17 protein-coding genes are annotated in these 15933 nt (G+C 73.4%); 11 read left to right on the top strand and 6 right to left on the bottom strand.

The genetic code is table 11. The features are described 5' to 3' along the window. The first annotated feature begins 52 nt into the window (after nt 1-52). The 6 genes from HNR61_RS14135 (at nt 53) to HNR61_RS14110 (ending at nt 6155) form a co-directional block, all read left to right on the top strand. Nucleotides 53-862 (top strand): maleylpyruvate isomerase family mycothiol-dependent enzyme, encoded by an 810-nt coding sequence (locus tag HNR61_RS14135; RefSeq protein ID WP_182843583.1) that lies wholly within the window; start codon nt 53-55, stop codon nt 860-862. 398 nt (nt 863-1260) lie between these two features. Then, nucleotides 1261-2424 (top strand): thiolase family protein, encoded by a 1164-nt coding sequence (locus HNR61_RS14130; RefSeq protein WP_182843582.1) that lies wholly within the window; start codon nt 1261-1263, stop codon nt 2422-2424. 9 nt (nt 2425-2433) lie between these two features. Next, a complete protein-coding gene (locus HNR61_RS14125) occupies nt 2434-2883 on the top strand; it encodes a winged helix-turn-helix transcriptional regulator (RefSeq protein WP_182843581.1) in 450 nt (149 codons plus the stop codon). 53 nt (nt 2884-2936) lie between these two features. After that, nucleotides 2937-4568: a phosphoglucomutase (alpha-D-glucose-1,6-bisphosphate-dependent) gene (gene pgm / locus HNR61_RS14120; RefSeq protein WP_182843580.1), complete on the top strand. Its 1632-nt coding sequence runs from the start codon at nt 2937-2939 to the stop codon at nt 4566-4568. A 25-nt stretch (nt 4569-4593) separates the two neighbouring features. Continuing rightward, nucleotides 4594-5667, top strand: a complete 1074-nt coding sequence (locus HNR61_RS14115) for an NAD(P)H-dependent amine dehydrogenase family protein (protein ID WP_182843579.1) — start codon at nt 4594-4596, stop codon at nt 5665-5667. Beyond that, on the top strand, nt 5664-6155 hold the full coding sequence (locus HNR61_RS14110) for a carboxymuconolactone decarboxylase family protein (RefSeq protein WP_182843578.1): 492 nt from the start codon (nt 5664-5666) through the stop codon (nt 6153-6155). Before HNR61_RS14115 ends, HNR61_RS14110 begins: the two co-directional genes overlap by 4 nt. Before the next feature lie 13 nt (nt 6156-6168). Here the strand turns inward: HNR61_RS14110 and HNR61_RS14105 are convergent, their stop codons facing one another. After that, nucleotides 6169-7293, bottom strand: coding sequence for a GDSL-type esterase/lipase family protein (locus tag HNR61_RS14105; protein WP_182843577.1), 1125 nt, complete (start codon nt 7291-7293; stop codon nt 6169-6171). 91 nt (nt 7294-7384) lie between these two features. Between HNR61_RS14105 and HNR61_RS14100 the strand changes: the two genes are divergently transcribed. The 4 genes from HNR61_RS14100 (at nt 7385) to HNR61_RS14085 (ending at nt 9734) form a co-directional block, all read left to right on the top strand. Beyond that, nucleotides 7385-7861, top strand: coding sequence for a MarR family winged helix-turn-helix transcriptional regulator (locus tag HNR61_RS14100; RefSeq protein ID WP_182843576.1), 477 nt, complete (start codon nt 7385-7387; stop codon nt 7859-7861). 110 nt (nt 7862-7971) lie between these two features. After that, nucleotides 7972-8283, top strand: a complete 312-nt coding sequence (locus tag HNR61_RS14095; RefSeq protein ID WP_157420461.1) for a hypothetical protein — start codon at nt 7972-7974, stop codon at nt 8281-8283. Between the two features lie 137 nt (nt 8284-8420). Continuing rightward, nucleotides 8421-8720, top strand: coding sequence for a hypothetical protein (locus HNR61_RS14090; protein ID WP_182843575.1), 300 nt, complete (start codon nt 8421-8423; stop codon nt 8718-8720). A 3-nt stretch (nt 8721-8723) separates the two neighbouring features. Continuing rightward, nucleotides 8724-9734, top strand: coding sequence for an MvdC/MvdD family ATP grasp protein (locus HNR61_RS14085; protein WP_182843574.1), 1011 nt, complete (start codon nt 8724-8726; stop codon nt 9732-9734). Nucleotides 9735-9816: 82 nt separating this feature from the next. Here the strand turns inward: HNR61_RS14085 and rox are convergent, their stop codons facing one another. Both rox and HNR61_RS14075 read right to left on the bottom strand, forming a co-directional pair. Then, nucleotides 9817-11244, bottom strand: a complete 1428-nt coding sequence (gene rox / locus HNR61_RS14080) for a rifampin monooxygenase (RefSeq protein WP_182843573.1) — start codon at nt 11242-11244, stop codon at nt 9817-9819. A gap of 199 nt (nt 11245-11443) precedes the next feature. Next, nucleotides 11444-12160, bottom strand: coding sequence for an SAM-dependent methyltransferase (locus tag HNR61_RS14075; RefSeq protein WP_182843572.1), 717 nt, complete (start codon nt 12158-12160; stop codon nt 11444-11446). A 353-nt stretch (nt 12161-12513) separates the two neighbouring features. On the opposite strand from HNR61_RS14075, the gene HNR61_RS14070 reads away from it, so the two are divergent. Further along, entirely contained in the window at nt 12514-12792 is a 279-nt protein-coding gene (locus HNR61_RS14070; RefSeq protein WP_182843571.1) for a hypothetical protein, read from the top strand. 25 nt (nt 12793-12817) lie between these two features. Here the strand turns inward: HNR61_RS14070 and HNR61_RS14065 are convergent, their stop codons facing one another. From HNR61_RS14065 to gcvH, 3 genes are all read right to left on the bottom strand, one after another. Then, nucleotides 12818-14191 (bottom strand): L-serine ammonia-lyase, encoded by a 1374-nt coding sequence (locus HNR61_RS14065; RefSeq protein WP_182843570.1) that lies wholly within the window; start codon nt 14189-14191, stop codon nt 12818-12820. A gap of 74 nt (nt 14192-14265) precedes the next feature. Further along, nucleotides 14266-15522 (bottom strand): serine hydroxymethyltransferase, encoded by a 1257-nt coding sequence (gene glyA / locus HNR61_RS14060; RefSeq protein ID WP_182843569.1) that lies wholly within the window; start codon nt 15520-15522, stop codon nt 14266-14268. Nucleotides 15523-15524: 2 nt separating this feature from the next. Further along, the gene (gene gcvH, locus HNR61_RS14055; RefSeq protein WP_067829343.1) at nt 15525-15914 is read right to left on the bottom strand and encodes a glycine cleavage system protein GcvH; all 390 of its coding nucleotides are present in this window, start codon (nt 15912-15914) and stop codon (nt 15525-15527) included. Nucleotides 15915-15933: the final 19 nt, after the last annotated feature.

The following is a 15933-nucleotide window of genomic DNA, read 5'->3' as shown; positions in this document are numbered from 1 at the left end:
CCGCGTTCCCCGGGGTGGGCGCCGCCGGGGCGCTGTGGGATCGTGACGGGCCATGAAGGACGTGATGGCCGCCAACGTCGCGGCGTTCGAGCAGACGATGCGCTCGACCCTGGCCCTCGCCGAGGACCTCACCGGGCGGGACTGGGAGCGGGCGACCGAGTGCCCCGGCTGGAACGTGCGGGACGTGTTCTCCCACCTGGTCGGCATCGAGATGACGCTGCTGGGCGAGGATCCCGCGCCCGGCCACGTCCTGCCCGCGGACCTGCCGCACGTGCGCAACGAGATGGGGCGCGGGCTGGAGGCCGCCGTGGACGCGCGGCGCTCCCGCTCCGGCCCGGAGGTGCTGGCCGAGCTGCGCGAGGTGGTCGGGCGGCGCCTGGCCGAGCTGCCGGGCATCGACCCCGGGCGGCCCGCCGTCGCGCCGACCGGCCGGGAGATGCCCTACGCCGAGCTGATGGGGCTGCGGGCGTTCGACTGCTGGGTCCACGAGCAGGACGTCCGCCGCGCCGTGGGACGCCCCGGCAACCTCGACGCCCCCGCCACCGACTGCGTGCGCCGCGTCCTGCTGCCCGGCCTGCCGGTCATCGTGGCCAAGCGCGCCGGGGCGGCGCCGGGGCGGTCGGTGACGTTCGAGGTGACGGGGCCGGTGGCGTTCACCGAGCACGTCCTGGTGGGCGACGACGGCCGCGCCGCCCGCGTGGGGTCGCTGGAGGGCGGGCCGACGGCGGTGGTGCGCACGGACTGGGAGTCGTTCGTCCGCCTGCTCGCCGGACGCTGCGGACCCGCCGACGTGACGGTGGAGGCCTCCGGCGACCGCGCCCTGGCCGACCGGGTCCTGGCGCACATGGGGATCACCGTCTGAGGCGTCCGCGGCGCCCCCGGGCCCCGGTTCCGCTTGGCGGCGGCTTTGCGGCTTGTTGGAGGATGAGCTCCCCAAATCCGCAGGTCGCTGGGCTACTGTCCGAAGTGACCGCTCTGAACGTCGAGGGAAAGAGGAGGACTCGCTTGCTTGGTCGACGAGAACCGGGTGGCTCCGCCGCGGAGCCCTTCGACGCGAGGAGGGACACCAGGGACAGAACAGGAACGGGCCCCTTCCACTGAGTGGCCCGCACCTCGGGGGCCGTGGCGCGCAACCGCCGCGGCCCCCGAGCCGTGCTGTGACGCGTTCCACGCCCCGATGGGTTGTGTTTTCCAACCGACAGGGCGCATGCTGCGACCAGTGAGTTGGAAAATCCAACCTACGAGGTCCGAGGAGGGACCATGCGCGACGCGGTGATCGTGGAAGCGGTGCGGACGCCGGTGGCCAAGGGCAGGCCGAACGGAGCGCTGCACGGGGAGCACCCGGCCGACCTGCTGGCCCGCACCCTGACCGCGCTCGTGGAGCGGGCCGGGATCGACCCGGCGCTGATCGACGACGTGGTCGGCGGCGTCGTCACCCAGGCGGGCGACCAGGCGCTCAACGTCACCCGCAGCGCGGTGCTGGCCGCCGGGTTCCCCGAGAGCGTGCCCGCGATGACCGTGGACCGGCAGTGCGGCTCCTCCCAGCAGGCGCTGCACATCGCCGCGCAGGGCGTGCGGAGCGGGGCCTACGACATCGCGGTCGCCTGCGGCGTGGAGTCGATGTCGCGCGTCCCGATGGGGTCGGCGGTGCTGCCGGGCAGCGACCCGTTCGGCCCCGGCGTCGCCGCCCGCTACCCCGGCGGCCTGGTCGGGCAGGGCATCAGCGCCGAACTGATCGCCGCGCGCTGGGACCTGCCGCGCGAGGAGCTGGACGCGTTCGCCTACGAGTCGCACCGCCGCGCCGCCGAGGCGTGGAAGAACGGCGAGTTCGACCGCGAGGTCGCCTGGGCCGGGCAGCCCGACGAGACCGTCCGCCCGGACACCACCCCCGAGGTCCTCGCCGGGCTCCGCCCCGCCTACCTCGACCCGGCCATGGCCGAGCGCTTCCCCGAGATCACCTGGCGGATCACCGCGGGGAACGCCTCCCCGATCAACGACGGGGCCGCCGCCGTCCTGGTGATGTCCGCCGAGGCCGCCGCCCGCCTGGGGCTGCGCCCGCGCGCCCGCTTCCACTCCTTCGCCGTCGTCGGCGACGACCCGCTGCTGATGCTCACCGCGATCATCCCCGCGACCGCGAGGGTCCTGGGCCGCGCCGGGCTGGCGCTGGACGACATCGACCTGTTCGAGGTGAACGAGGCGTTCGCGCCCGTCGTGCTGGCCTGGCAGCGCGAGACCGGCGCCGACCCCGCCCGGGTGAACGTGCGCGGCGGCGCCATCGCCATCGGCCACCCCCTCGGCGCGAGCGGGGCCCGGCTGATGACGACCCTGCTGCACAACCTGGAGGACCGGGGCCTGCGCTACGGGCTCCAGACCATGTGCGAGGCGGGCGGCCAGGCGAACGCGACCGTCATCGAACGCCTCTAGGCTGCGGACATGCCCAAGGACGCCGATCCCCGCCCCTGCTCCATCGCCGACACCCTGGAGGTCGTCGGCGAGCGGTGGAGCCTGCTGGTGGTGCGGGAGCTGTTCCACGGCGTCCGCCGGTTCGACGGGATCGCCCGCCGGACCGGCGCGTCCCGCGACATCCTCACCGCCCGCCTCCGCAAGCTGGAGGCGGCCGGGATCCTCCGCCGCGAGCGGTACCAGGAGCACCCGGCCCGCCACGAGTACCACCTCACCCCGGCGGGCCGGGAGCTCGGCGACGTGCTGCTGGCGCTGATGGCCTGGGGCGACCGCCACCTCAACCCCGAGGACCCGCCGGTGCGCTGGGAGCACTCCTGCGGGGAGACCCTGGAGCCCGAGGTCGTGTGCGCCCACTGCGGCGGGCCCGCCCGGCACTCCGGCAACCCCACCGGGCGCGGCGCGGACCCGTCCGGTCCGTGAATTCGGCCGCCGACGGGGAACGATCCCGGCACCGACGAGCGAGGAGTTCTTGCATGGTGGACGCGCGCGCCGGGCAGCCCGCCCGGTCTGAGGACCTTGTCGACGTGCCGCGCCTGGTCACGGCCTACTACGTCCGGCGGGCCGAGCGCCCGGTGGCGTTCGGGACCTCCGGGCACCGGGGGTCGGCGCTGGACGGGGCGTTCAACGAGGAGCACATCCTGGCGACCAGCCAGGCGATCTGCGAGTACCGCGCCGAGCGGAACGTGACCGGCCCCCTGTTCCTGGGCGCCGACACCCACGCGCTGTCGGCGCCCGCGCTGGCCTCGGCGCTGGAGGTGTTCGCGGCCAACGGCGTCCAGGTGATGATCGACGCCCGGGACGGGTACGTCCCGACCCCCGCCGTCTCGCACGCGATCCTCACCCACAACCGGGCCCGCTCCTCCGGCACGGCCGACGGCGTCGTGGTGACGCCCTCCCACAACCCGCCCCGCGACGGCGGCTTCAAGTACAACCCGCCCAACGGCGGCCCCGCCGGGACCGACGCGACGTCCTGGATCCAGGACCGCGCCAACGCGCTGATCGCCGGCGGGCTGAAGGGCGTCCGCCGCGTCCCCCACGAGCGGGCGCTGGCGGAGGCGGCCCGCTACGACTTCCTGGGCGCGTACGTGGACGACCTGCCCTCGGTCGTCGACCTGGACGCGATCCGGTCGGCCGGGGTGCGGATCGGCGCCGACCCGCTGGGCGGCGCGAGCGTCGCCTACTGGGCCGAGATCGCCGAGCGGCACCGGCTGGACCTGACGGTGGTGACCCCGGAGGTGGACCCGACCTGGCGGTTCATGACGCTGGACTGGGACGGCAGGATCCGCATGGACTGCTCCTCGCCGCACGCGATGGCGTCGCTGATCGACAACCGCGCGGCGTACGACGTGGCCACCGGCAACGACGCCGACGCCGACCGGCACGGCATCGTCACCCCCGACGCGGGCCTGATGAACCCCAACCACTTCCTGGCCGCCGCGATCGCCTACCTGTACCGGCACCGCCCGGACTGGCCGGGGTCGGTCGCCGTCGGCAAGACCCTGGTGAGCAGCGGCATGATCGACCGCGTGGCGGCGGGGCTGGGCCGCGACCTGCTGGAGGTGCCGGTCGGGTTCAAGTGGTTCGTGCCGGGGCTGCTGGACGGGACGCTGGCGTTCGGCGGGGAGGAGAGCGCGGGGGCGTCGTTCCTGCGCCGCGACGGCTCGGTGTGGACCACCGACAAGGACGGCATCGTCATGGCGCTGCTGGCCGCCGAGATCACGGCCGTCACCGGCGGGTCCCCGAGCCGCCTGTACGCGACGCTGGCCGAGGAGCACGGCGAACCGGCCTACGCCCGGGTGGACGCGCCCGCGACCCCGGACGAGAAGGACGTGCTGAAGAGGCTGTCGCCGGGCGACGTGACGGCCGACGCCCTGGCGGGCGACCCGATCACGGCGATCCTGACCGAGGCCCCCGGCAACAAGGCCCCGATCGGCGGCCTGAAGGTGACCACGGACGCCGCCTGGTTCGCGGCGCGCCCGTCCGGCACCGAGGACGTCTACAAGATCTACGCCGAGTCGTTCCGGGGCCCGGACCACCTGGCGCGGGTGCAGGAGGAGGCGCGGGCCGTGGTCGCGGCGGCGCTGGCGGCGGCCCCTGGCGCCTAAAGCAAGCGCTTGGTAACGTCCGGGCATGATTCCCACGGTCGTCTGGGGCACCGGCAACGTCGGCCGGCTGGCCGTCCGCGCCGTCGCCGCCCACCCGGACCTGGACCTCACCGCCGTCCTCGTGCACGATCCCCGCAAGGCCGGCCGGGACGCCGGCGACCTCGCCGGACTCGACCGCGCCCTCGGGGTCGCGGCGACCGACGACGTCGCCGCCGTCCTGGACGCCCGCCCCCGCGCCGTGGTGTACGCCGCCTCCGGCGAGCTGCGCCCGGACGACGCGCTGGCCGACGTCGTCCGGGCGGTCCGCGCCGGGGCCGTCGTCGTCACGCCCGCCCTGTACGCCCTCTACGACCACCGTTCGGCCCCGCCGGAGGCCCGCGAGCCGGTGCTGAAGGCGGTCGCCGAGGGCGGCGGGTCGCTGTTCGTGTCCGGCGTCGATCCCGGCTGGGGCAACGACGTGCTGCCCTCGCTGGTCAGCGGCCTGGGCCGGGACATCGACGCGATCCGCTGCCAGGAGGTCTTCGACTACACCAGCTACGACCAGGAGGACTCGGTCCGGCACCTGGTCGGCATGGGCCACCCGCTCGACTACGAGCCGCCGATGCTCGCGCCGACCGTCCCGTCCCTGGTGTGGGGCGGCCAGATCCGGCTGCTGGCCCGCGCCCTGGGCGTCGCGGTCGAGGAGATCCGCGAGACCGTCGACCGCCGCCCGCTCGACGCCGCCGTCACCACGGCCCGGATGGGGGAGTTCGCGGCCGGGACGCAGGGCGCGGTCCGCTTCGAGGTGCAGGGGATCGTCGGCGGCGAGCCCCGCCTGATCGTCGAGCACGTCACCCGCATCCACCCGTCCTGCGCCCCCGACTGGCCCGCCCCGCCCGCCGGCGACGGCGCGCACCGCGTGATCGTCGAGGGGCGCCCGCGCATCGAGGTCACCGTGCAGGCCACCGAGAACGGCAACCACGCCGAGGGCGGCAACGCCACCGCCGTCGGCCGCCTGGTGAACGCGATCGACTGGCTGGCGGCGTCCCCGCCCGGCCTGTACGACGCCCTCGACGTCCCCCTGCGCCCCGCCGTCGGCCGACTCGGGAGGAAGCCGTGAACATCGACGTCCCCGAGGGCCGGGACCCCATCGAGTACGTGTGGGGCGAGCTCGTCCCCGGCATCGGCCCCGCCGCCGCGGGGTTCTCCCTGGCGGTCTACGCCCACACCACCCTCGGCCTGCGCGAGTTCGAGGCGGCGCGGCTGCGCGTCGCGCAGCTCAACGGCTGCGTCTTCTGCCTGGACTGGCGCACCGAGCGCGACGGCGAGAAGGTCGAGCCCGGCTTCCTCGACGCGGTCACCGAATGGCGCACCACCGGCGCGTTCGACGACCGTGCCCGCCTGGCCGCCGAGTACGCCGAACGCTACGTCCTGGACCACCACGGCCTCGACGAGGACTTCTGGACGCGCATGACCGCGCACTACACCCAGCGGGAGATCGCCGAACTGACGATGTGCCTGGGCTCGTGGCTGGCGTTCGGCCGCCTGAACCGCGTGCTGGGCCTGGACACCCGGTGCGTGCTCACCCCTCCGCCGTCCGGCCCCTGACACCCGCGCCCCCTCACAGCTTCAACGCCGCCAGGTCGACGGACCCGGCCATGGCGCGCGCCCCGGCGTCGTTGAGGTGCATGCCGTCGGGGTCGACGAACTCGGGACGGATGCGCTCGGGGTCGTCCGGGTCCCCGACGGCCAGCGCGACGTCGAAGAGCGAGTCGAACACGTCGCTGGAGCGCAGCCACTCGTTCACGCGCCGCCGCTCGGCCAGGGCCTCGGGCGTGACGGCCCCGGGGTAGACCGCGCCGCCGATCGGCCCGACCGTCGCGCCGAGCACGGTCAGCCCGGCCTCGCGGGCGCGCCGGGCCAGCTCGGTGTACCCGGCGGCCAGGTCCTCGGCCCGGGCCGGCGGGCGGCCGACCATGCCCGGGATCAGCAGGTCGTTGATGCCGAGGTGGAGCAGCACGTGGGACACGCCCGGCACCGCCAGCACGTCGCGGTCGAACCGGGCCAGGCCGTGCTCGCCGACCTCGTCGGTCAGCAGCCGGTTGCCGGCCAGGCCCTGGTTGACGACCCAGCCGCGGTCGAGCCGTTCGTTGAGGCCGTCCACGGAACGGCGGTCGGCGCCCACCGTCGATCCCACGCCCTCGAACCACGAGTCCCCGAACGCCACGGCGATCCGCGCGTCGGCGAACACGTCCACCCCGGTCACGTAGAACCGTGAGCCCACCTCCTCGGCCCCGGCCAGCTCCGGCGCGGAGACCTGGTCGCCCGCCCCGACGTAGGCGGTCTCCATCGGGAACTGCTGGAAGGTCGCCGGACCGGTCTCGTCCGGCAGGTACAGGCTGAGCACCAGGTCCTCGCCGGCCGCCACGGCCCGGTCCACGGGGTCGCTGACGACCTCCTCCCCGGCGGGGACGGTCACCTGCTCCGCGCCGCCGAACCGCACCGCGAGGTCGCTCCCCTCGACGATCGCGCCGCCGCTCCCGCGCCCGGCGACCCGCGCCGCGCCGACCGTCAGCGGCGCGCGCCCGTACCGGTTGCTGAGCCGCACCCGCAGCCGTTCGCCGCCGCCCGCCATCCGCAGCACCTGCCGCACCGTCTGGTCGCGGAAGCCGCGCGGCTCGCTGATGCGGAACTCCTCGTACGGGCTGATCACCGCTCCGCGGAACCCCGCCACCCAGTCGCCCATCGGACACCCCTTAGTTGCCGTGAGGAATATTGCTTGAGCAAATATCTACACTGAGGAAATTCCTCATGTCAACTATTGGTAGGATTCCCGCATGGCAGCGACCGACGACCCGCTCGACGACCCCCGCCTCACCGCGGCGGGCCTGCTGTTCGAGGCGCACCAGGGCCTGGTCTCCCGCCTGGAACCGGCCTGGCGCGACCACGGCCTGTCCGGCCTGGACCTCAACGCGCTGCTCCGGCTCGGCCGCTCGCCCGGCCGCCGCCTGCGCATGACCGACCTGGCCACCCAGACGGCCCTGTCCACCAGCGGCGTGACCCGCCTGGTCGACCGCCTCGCCCGCGCGGGCCTGGTCCGCCGCGACACCAGCCCGGACGACCGCCGCGCGACGTTCGCGACCCTCACCCCCGAGGGCGAGGAGCGCCTGCGCGAGGTCCTGCCCACCTACCTGGCGGCGGTCGACCGCTGGCTCACGGGCCTCCTGCCGCCCGAGGAGCTGGACGCGTTCCTGAGATCACTCCGCGTCATCCGGGATCGGACCAACCCCGCGGCCACCGCCCGGACCCCCTGAAACCTCGTGATCATGGCCGGATACGGCCATGATCACGGACTTGTCGATCATCGTGGCCCGTGTCACCTTGATCCGGAGGGTTACCGGTGATCTTCGGGAGGGCCCCCAGCATGACCCGGAAGCCGGAATCCACCGCGTCCATCCGTTCCGTTCCGCACCGCTGGCCCACGTTCCTCCGCTTCGACCGTCCCGAGCTCGACGGTGACGAAATGGTGATCCGGGCCAGACCGACGCAGTCGCGCGCGCGTACCCGCACCAGTCCGGCGGTCCCGCTCGCCTACCTCTACGAGCCCGAGGACGAGTTCGAGCCCGAGAGCACGGTGAGGATGTCCGCCGGCCACTACGACGCGGACCGTCAGGTCTGGGTCTTCTCCGGTGACGTCCGGGGCCTCGTGGGGATCACGGAGCCCACCACGTCATGAGACACCGGGGAGCGAAGGGCCGATCCGTCACCCCGTGACGGCCGACCCCGCCGCGTCGTGACCGGGGCGGGTCCCCGGACCCGCCGTTCCCGTACCAGGTCACTCCCGAACGAACCCGTACCAAGGAAGGCGTCAGCATGCCCAGTGTGCTCGTGAGCACCCCGCTCCGCACCGCCCGCGCGTTCATCTCGCCCGACCACGCGGCGGCCGACCCCGCGACCCTCCCGACCGCCGACGGCGACCAGCGGCCCCTCGGCTACGCCTACTCGACGCCGCTGAGCAAGCGCCCCGGCCCCGACCCGCAGGCCGGCGCCTACGACCAGGAGACCCAGACCTGGCTCGGCCCCGACGGCAAGCCGATCGAGGCCGGCTACTCGTCCTGGACCAGGACCGGCATCTACAACGACGACCGCTACCTCGACGACATCTGCGCCTGACACATGCCCAACGAACTACCTGAGGTCCTGATCCTCACGCAGGATTTCGACCCCACCGCCGACCCGGTCGTCCGCAGCCTCACGGCCAAGGGCGCCCGGGTCGTCCGGGCCGACATCAGCGACTTCCCCCGCGAGATCACCCTCACCACCTCCGACTTCGACGGGGAGCGGGCCGTCATGCGGCACCGCGACCGCGAGGTGGACCTGCGGCGGCTGTCGGGCGTGTGGTTCCGCCGGCCGACCGCGTTCGACTTCGGCGAGGAGATGGGCGAGGCCGAACGCGAGTTCGCGCGGAACGAGGCGCTGCACGGCGTGGGCGGCATCCTGCGCAACACCGACTGCCTGTGGGTCAACCGCCCCGACGTCGACGCGATCGCCGAGCTGAAGCCGCGCCAGCTCAAGCTCGCCAAGCAGGCCGGCATGCGGGTGCCGAAGACGCTGCTGACCAACGATCCCGCCGAGGTCGAGCGGCTCCTCGGCCGGGTCGACGACGGCTTGGTCTACAAGTCGCTGACCGGCGGGGTGATCCACTATCCCGGCGCCTTCCCCTCCGGCCTGCTCACCAGCGTCGTCGGCGACGAGCTCAAGGAGAAGGCCGGGCGGGTGCGGCACACCATCTGCCAGTTCCAGGAGTACATCGAGAAGTCCCACGAGGTGCGGCTCACCGTCATCGGCAACACCTTCTTCCCGGTGGTGGTCGACTCGCAGGGCACCGAGTCGACCAGGGTCGACTGGCGGGCCGACATGGAGATGCGGTACGGCGACTACCAGCCGCTCCCGGAGGAACTCGTCAAGCAGGTCCAGGTCCTGATGGACGAGCTCGGGATCGTGTACGGGGCGCTGGACTTCATCGTCACGCCCGAGGGCGAGTACGTCTTCCTCGAAAGCAACCCGTGCGGCCAGTTCCTCTGGATGGAGAACGACCTCGGGGTGCCGATGGCGGACACGCTCGCCGACCTCCTGATGAAGGGGGAGCCGTTCCACCGCGGCGAGGTGGAGCAGATCGGCTACTAGGGGACGCCCCGTCCCCGCCGTGGAGCCGCCGCGCGCCGAGCCGCGGCGGCTCCCGTCGCCCGCCGGGGCGGCCGGTCCGCGCTCAGCCGGCGGCGGCGCCGAACCACCGGGGCAGATGGGCGAGCAGGTCCCGCTGGTCCGCGCCGGCCCACGCCACGTGGCCGTCCGGCCGCAGCAGCACCGCGGGCACGTCCAGCTCCTCGCAGGCGTCGACGACGTGGTCGACCCGGTCCGCCCAGCCCTCCACCGAGAGCCGGCCGGTCCGGTCGAGCAGCAGCCCGCGGCCGCCGTGCGTCAGCTCGTACAGGCGCCCCCGCTCCAGCCGCACGTCCCGCAGCCGCCGGCCGAGCAGCTCGTGGCCCTCGCCGAGGTCGTAGCGGACCGCGACCGCGGTGATCATCCCGGTCACGTACCGGTTCACCTCCTCGAAGTCCATCAGCGTCGAGAACAGCCCCCGCAGCGCGGTCGCGCCCGGATCGGACCCCAGCAGCGCCATCTGCGCGCGGCTGTTGTCCAGCACGCGGGCGCCCACCGGGTGCCGTTCGGCGTGGTAGCTGTCCAGCAGCCCCTCCGGCGCCCAGCCGTTGACCTCGGCGGCCAGCTTCCAGCCGAGGTTGAACGCGTCCTGGACGCCGAGGTTGAGCCCCTGCCCGCCGGTCGGCGGGTGGACGTGCGCCGCGTCGCCGGCCAGCAGCGCCCGGCCGACCCGGTAGCGCTCGGCCTGCCGGGTGGCGTCGCCGAACCGGGACAGCCAGCGCGGCGAGTGCACGCCGAAGTCGGTGCCCGCGACGGCCCGCAGCCGCCGCCGGAACTCCTCGATGGTCGGCGCGGCCGCGCGGTCCTCGGCCACCCCCTCGGCGGGCACGACGACGCGGTACACCCCGTCCCCCAGGGGAGTGGCGCCGAACCGCGGCTGGGTCCTGTGGACCTCCTCGACGACGGCGGCGACCGTCTCCGGGTCCTCGGTCGCCTCCATCACGCCCAGCAGCGTCTCGACCCGGGAGGGCTCGCCGGGGAAGCCGACGCCGAGCAGCCCGCGCACCGTGCTGCGGCCGCCGTCGCAGCCGACCAGGTAGCGCGAGCGCAGCTCGGTGCCGTCGGCCAGCCCGGCGGTCACCCCGTGCTCGTCCTGGCTCAGCCCGACCAGCTCGCTTCCGCGCCGGATCTCGGCGCCGAGTTCGAGGGCGCGCTCGTTGAGGAGCCGTTCGGTGACCGGCTGCGGTACGGCGAGGCCGTACGGGTGCGCCGTGTCCAGACCGCCCGGCCACGGCTTGATGACGCCGCCGAACAGGCCGCCCACCTGGAACTTCCTGCTGACCGCGAGGAACCGGTCCAGCAGGCCGCGCTGGTCCATCAGCTCGACGCTGCGCGCGTGCAGGCCCTGCCCCCGGGACTGCCCGGTCGGCTCGGCCAGCCTCTCCAGCACGACCACGCGCACGCCGTGCAGCCGCAGCTCGCTCGCCAGCGTCAACCCGGTCGGCCCGCCCCCGGCGACGATCACGTCGATCATGGAATCCCCCCGTTCGCCGGTGGGGGCGCACGTCCCTCGCGAGCCCCCGGTCCCCGCAGGTCCCGGCTTCGGCTGGAGATTGTGCGCCATGCCCCGGGTCTTGCCGCAAGCCCCCGGTCGCGCTATAAGTTGAAAATGGAGGGGAGCGCACGGTCTCCCCTCCTTCGTTCCTTCCGCTCCGAACGGACCCCTCCCGGCGCTACCGCGTCGCGACGACGATCATCCGGCTGCTCTCCAGCGTCAGCGGGTCGCCGCCCTCGTCCAACCCGTCGACCGCGGTGAAGCCCGCCTCCAGCAGCCAGTCCCGCAGCTCGGTGAAGGGGAACAGCCGCAGGAAGTACTCCAGCTCCTTCACGCGCCCGTCGCGGATCAGGGTCCGCTCGGTCACCAGGCGCCCGGTCAGCGGCTCCCACCGGTGCCGGTCCACGATGCGGTCCCCGTCCCGCTCCACCACGCTCGCGTGCTGGAACCGCCCGAGCAGCCAGTCCCGGTTCATCGTCTCCAGCAGGAGCCGCCCGCCCGGCCGCAGCGCCCGCGCCACCTCCCGCAGCACGCGCCGGTTGCCCTCGTCGTCGAAGTAGCCGAACGTCGTGAACCAGCAGACCACCCGGTCGAACCGTCCGGTCCACTCCAGGTTCCGCATGTCGCCCTCGACATAGGCCACGTCGAGCCCCTGCTCGCGGGCGTCCCGGCGCGCCCGGTCCAGGAGGGCCGGCACCACGTCCAGCCCCGTGACCCGGCACCCGCGCCCGGCGAGATGGTTGGCGATCCGCCCGTACCCGCACCCGAGGTCGAGGACCTCCATGCCGGGCTCCACGTCGAGCAGCCGCCAGATCAGATCCGTCTCCGAGTCGCTGCCGCGGTCGAGCAGCTCCCCGAAGAAGTGCACCCAGTCGTCTCCGAAGACACCCTCCATGCCTCCAACCAAACCGCCCGCGGCCCCCGCGGCCACCCCCCGAACACAACCTTGATCACTTCGACACCGGACGATCATCGGGGCGCGGTGAAAGAAAAGAGGGCGAACCGACAAGAACAGGTAAGGGGGAACGCGGTCCCGGCCGGGACGGCGGGCTCGCCTCCCATGTCGCCTGCCGAAGGGAGCTGCCCGGTGATGACCGGCGGCAGTCCGCTCGTTCCCGGATCCACCGTCGCGACGCACCCGGTGGAAGGAACGGCGGCGGAACGGCGAACAACATGCGAGCGGACCCGCCGCCCCCGGAGGGGACGGCGGGTCCGCCTCCGACGTCGCCTGCCGAAGGGAGCCGCCCGGTGACCACCGGCAGTGGTCCCTCCGTTCCCGACCTCACCCTCACCCTGGCGCCCGACCTGCGCGAACCGTGCGTCGAGCACGCCCTGCCCGTGCGCCGGGACGGGGTGGTCGTGCGGGAGGCCCCCGGCCCCGTGGTGGCCGGGGGACTGGACCTGGACGAGGCGGTGCTGCTCGTGGCCGCGCTGCTCGCCGGCGACCCCGCCGGACCCGCCTACACGCTCACCCTCGTCCACGAGTGCGGCGAGTGCCTCCGCACCCTGTCGCTCACCCGCGCCTGACGGCCCACCGGAACGGCGGGCCCCCTCAGCACTCGATGACGTTGACGGCCAGGCCGCCCCGGGACGTCTCCTTGTACTTGTCGAGCATGTCGCGCCCGGTGTCCCGCATGGTCTTGATCGCCTTGTCCAGGGACACGAAGTGGCGGCCGTCGCCGCGCAGGGCGATGCGGGTGGCGCTGATCGCCTTGATCGCGCCCACCGCGTTGCGCTCGATGCACGGGACCTGCACCAGCCCGCCCACCGGGTCGCAGGTCAGGCCCAGGTTGTGCTCGATGCCGATCTCGGCGGCGTTCTCCACCTGCTCGGGGGTGCCGCCCAGGACCTCCGTCAGGCCCGCCGCCGCCATCGAGCAGGCCGACCCGACCTCGCCCTGGCAGCCGACCTCGGCGCCGGAGATGGAGGCGTTCTGCTTGAACAGGACGCCGATCGCGCCCGCCGTCAGCAGGAAGCGCACCACGCCCTCGTCGTCGGCGCCGGGGACGAACCTGTCGTAGTAGTGCAGGACCGCCGGGATGATGCCCGCCGCGCCGTTGGTGGGGGCCGTCACGATCCGGCCGCCCGCGGCGTTCTCCTCGTTCACCGCCAGCGCGAACAGCGTCACCCAGTCCATCGCGTGGAGCGGGTCGCTCGGGGACTCCGACGACAGCTGGCGGTGCAGCTGGGGAGCGCGGCGCCGGACCTTCAGCCCGCCCGGCAGCAGGCCCTCGCGGGTGCAGCCGCGCTGCACGCAGGACCGCATGACCTGCCACAGCTCGACCAGGCCGTCGCGGATCTCCCGCTCGGTGCGGCCGAACGCCTGCTCGTTCTCCATCATCAGGCCGGAGATCGACAGGCCCGTCTCGCGGCAGCGCTCCAGCAGCTCGGCGGCCGTGTCGAAGCGGTGCGGCAGCTCGGTGTCGTCGGCCTTGATGCGGTCGGCGCCGGTGGCGTTCTCGTCGACGACGAAACCGCCGCCCACCGAGTAGTAGACCTTGGAGCGCAGCTCGTTGCCGTCGGCGTCGAACGCCGCGAAGCGCATCCCGTTCGGGTGCCCCGGCAGCGACTGCTTGCGCTCGAAGACGAGGTGCTCCCCGACGACGAACGGGACCTCCACCTCGCCGAAGACCGTCAGCCGCTCCGTCTCGCGGATCCTCGCCAGGCGGGCGTCGACCGCGTCCACGTCCACCAGCTCCGGCTTGTCGCCCTCCAGCCCGAGCATCACGGCCTTGTCGGAGCCGTGGCCCTTGCCGGTCAGGCCGAGCGAGCCGTACAGGACCGCCCGGACGGAGGCCGTCTTCTCCAGCAGGCCGTCATCGTGCAGGCCCCGCGCGAAGCGGTGCGCCGCCGCCATCGGACCGCCCGTGTGGGACGACGACGGGCCGATGCCGATCTTGAAGAGGTCGAAAACACTGATAGCCATGGGTGCTACCTCGTTGTAGCGAGCCCCCTCCGTATGCCCGCGCGGGCGCGGATCACGCGGAGGGGGCCGGGGAGTTACAGGTGGGGATACAGCGGGTGCCGGTCGGCCAGCGCCCGCACACGGCCCGCCAGCGCGTCCTTGTCGAACGACGGCTGCAGGGCCAGCGCGATGATGTCGGCGACCTCGGCGAAGTCCTCGTCCCGGAAGCCGCGGGTGGCCAGGGCCGGGGTGCCGATCCGCAGGCCGGAGGTGACCATCGGGGGGCGCGGGTCGTTGGGCACCGCGTTGCGGTTGACCGTGATGCCGATCTCGTGCAGGCGGTCCTCGGCGTCGCGCCCGGTCAGCTCCGAGTCCACCAGGTCCACCAGGACCAGGTGCACGTCGGTGCCGCCGGTCAGCACCTTCACGCCCGCCTTGGCGGCGTCCTCGGCCAGCAGCCGCTCGGCCAGGATCCGCGCGCCGTCCAGGGTCCGCTGCTGCCGGTCCCTGAACTCCTCGGACGCCGCGAACCTCAGCGCCACGGCCTTGGCCGCGATGACGTGCTCCAGCGGACCGCCCTGCATGCCCGGGAAGACGGCAGAGTTGATCTTCTTGCCGTACTCCTCCTTCGCCAGGATCAGACCGCCGCGCGGACCGCCGAGGGTCTTGTGCGTGGTCGTGGTGACGATGTCGGCGTGCGGCACGGGCGACGGGTGCAGCCCCGCCGCGACCAGGCCCGCGAAGTGGGCCATGTCCACCATCAGCAGCGCCCCGACCGAGTCGGCGATCTCCCGGAACGCCGCGAAGTCGAGCTGCCGCGGGTACGCCGACCAGCCCGCGACGATCATCTTGGGCCGGTGCTCGGCGGCCAGCGCGGCGACCTCGTCCATGTCCACCAGGCCGTCCTCGGCGCGCACGTGGTAGGGCACCACGTTCAGCGTCTTGCCCGAGTAGTTCAGCCGCATGCCGTGGGTGAGGTGGCCGCCGTGCGCCAGGTCCAGGCCGAGGATGGTGTCGCCGTGCTGGAGCAGCGCGAAGTACACCGCCGTGTTGGCCTGCGCGCCCGAGTGGGGCTGCACGTTGGCGTGCTCGGCCCCGAACAGCTCCTTGGCCCGGTCGATGGCGAGCTGCTCGGTGACGTCCACGTACTCGCAGCCGCCGTAGTACCGCCGGCCCGGGTACCCCTCGGCGTACTTGTTGGTCATCACCGAGCCCTGGGCCTCCAGGACCGCCACGGGGGCGAAGTTCTCGGAGGCGATCATCTCCAGGGTCGACTGCTGGCGGTGCAGCTCGTCGGCGATGGCCTTGGCGACCTCGGGGTCGGCGGCGGCGAGGGAGTCGTTGAGCTGCACCCTCAGGCCTCCTCGACCAGCTTGGCGTAGGCCTCGGCGTCCAGCAGGTCGCCCGGCTCCTCGCTGACGCGGACCTTGACGATCCAGCCCTCGCCGTAGGGGTCGTCGTTGATGACCTTCGGCTCGTCGATCACGGCCTGGTTGACCGCGACGACCTCGCCGTTGACCGGGGCGTACAGGTCGGAGACCGACTTGGTGGACTCCACCTCGCCGAAGGTCTCGCCGGACTCGACGGTGTCACCCTCGTTCGCCTGAAGCTCGATGAAGACGATCTCGCCGAGCGAGTCGGCGGCGTGCGCGGTGATGCCGATGGTGACGATGCCGTCCTCGTTGTCGAGGCCGGCGACCCACTCGTGCTCCTCGCTGTAACGGAGCTGCTCCGGAACACTCACGATTGTTTCTCTCTCCAGG

Source organism: Actinomadura kijaniata, assembly GCF_014138665.1.
In the GTDB taxonomy this organism is placed as follows: domain Bacteria; phylum Actinomycetota; class Actinomycetes; order Streptosporangiales; family Streptosporangiaceae; genus Spirillospora; species Spirillospora kijaniata.
This window is presented reverse-complemented; position numbering and strand designations above follow the sequence as displayed.

Bases quoted from the DNA above. Each gene is read 5' to 3' on its own strand.
- HNR61_RS14075 (WP_182843572.1), bottom strand. From the start codon at position 12,160: ATGGAGGGTGTCTTCGGAGACGACTGGGTGCACTTCTTCGGGGAGCTG.
- HNR61_RS14105 (WP_182843577.1), bottom strand. From the start codon at position 7,293: ATGGGCGACTGGGTGGCGGGGTTCCGCGGAGCGGTGATCAGCCCGTAC.
- HNR61_RS14090 (WP_182843575.1), top strand. From the start codon at position 8,421: ATGCCCAGTGTGCTCGTGAGCACCCCGCTCCGCACCGCCCGCGCGTTC.
- pgm (WP_182843580.1), top strand. From the start codon at position 2,937: ATGGTGGACGCGCGCGCCGGGCAGCCCGCCCGGTCTGAGGACCTTGTC.
- HNR61_RS14115 (WP_182843579.1), top strand. From the start codon at position 4,594: ATGATTCCCACGGTCGTCTGGGGCACCGGCAACGTCGGCCGGCTGGCC.
- HNR61_RS14085 (WP_182843574.1), top strand. From the start codon at position 8,724: ATGCCCAACGAACTACCTGAGGTCCTGATCCTCACGCAGGATTTCGAC.
- HNR61_RS14065 (WP_182843570.1), bottom strand. From the start codon at position 14,191: ATGGCTATCAGTGTTTTCGACCTCTTCAAGATCGGCATCGGCCCGTCG.
- HNR61_RS14100 (WP_182843576.1), top strand. From the start codon at position 7,385: ATGGCAGCGACCGACGACCCGCTCGACGACCCCCGCCTCACCGCGGCG.
- rox (WP_182843573.1), bottom strand. From the start codon at position 11,244: ATGATCGACGTGATCGTCGCCGGGGGCGGGCCGACCGGGTTGACGCTG.
- HNR61_RS14130 (WP_182843582.1), top strand. From the start codon at position 1,261: ATGCGCGACGCGGTGATCGTGGAAGCGGTGCGGACGCCGGTGGCCAAG.
- HNR61_RS14095 (WP_157420461.1), top strand. From the start codon at position 7,972: ATGACCCGGAAGCCGGAATCCACCGCGTCCATCCGTTCCGTTCCGCAC.
- HNR61_RS14135 (WP_182843583.1), top strand. From the start codon at position 53: ATGAAGGACGTGATGGCCGCCAACGTCGCGGCGTTCGAGCAGACGATG.
- HNR61_RS14125 (WP_182843581.1), top strand. From the start codon at position 2,434: ATGCCCAAGGACGCCGATCCCCGCCCCTGCTCCATCGCCGACACCCTG.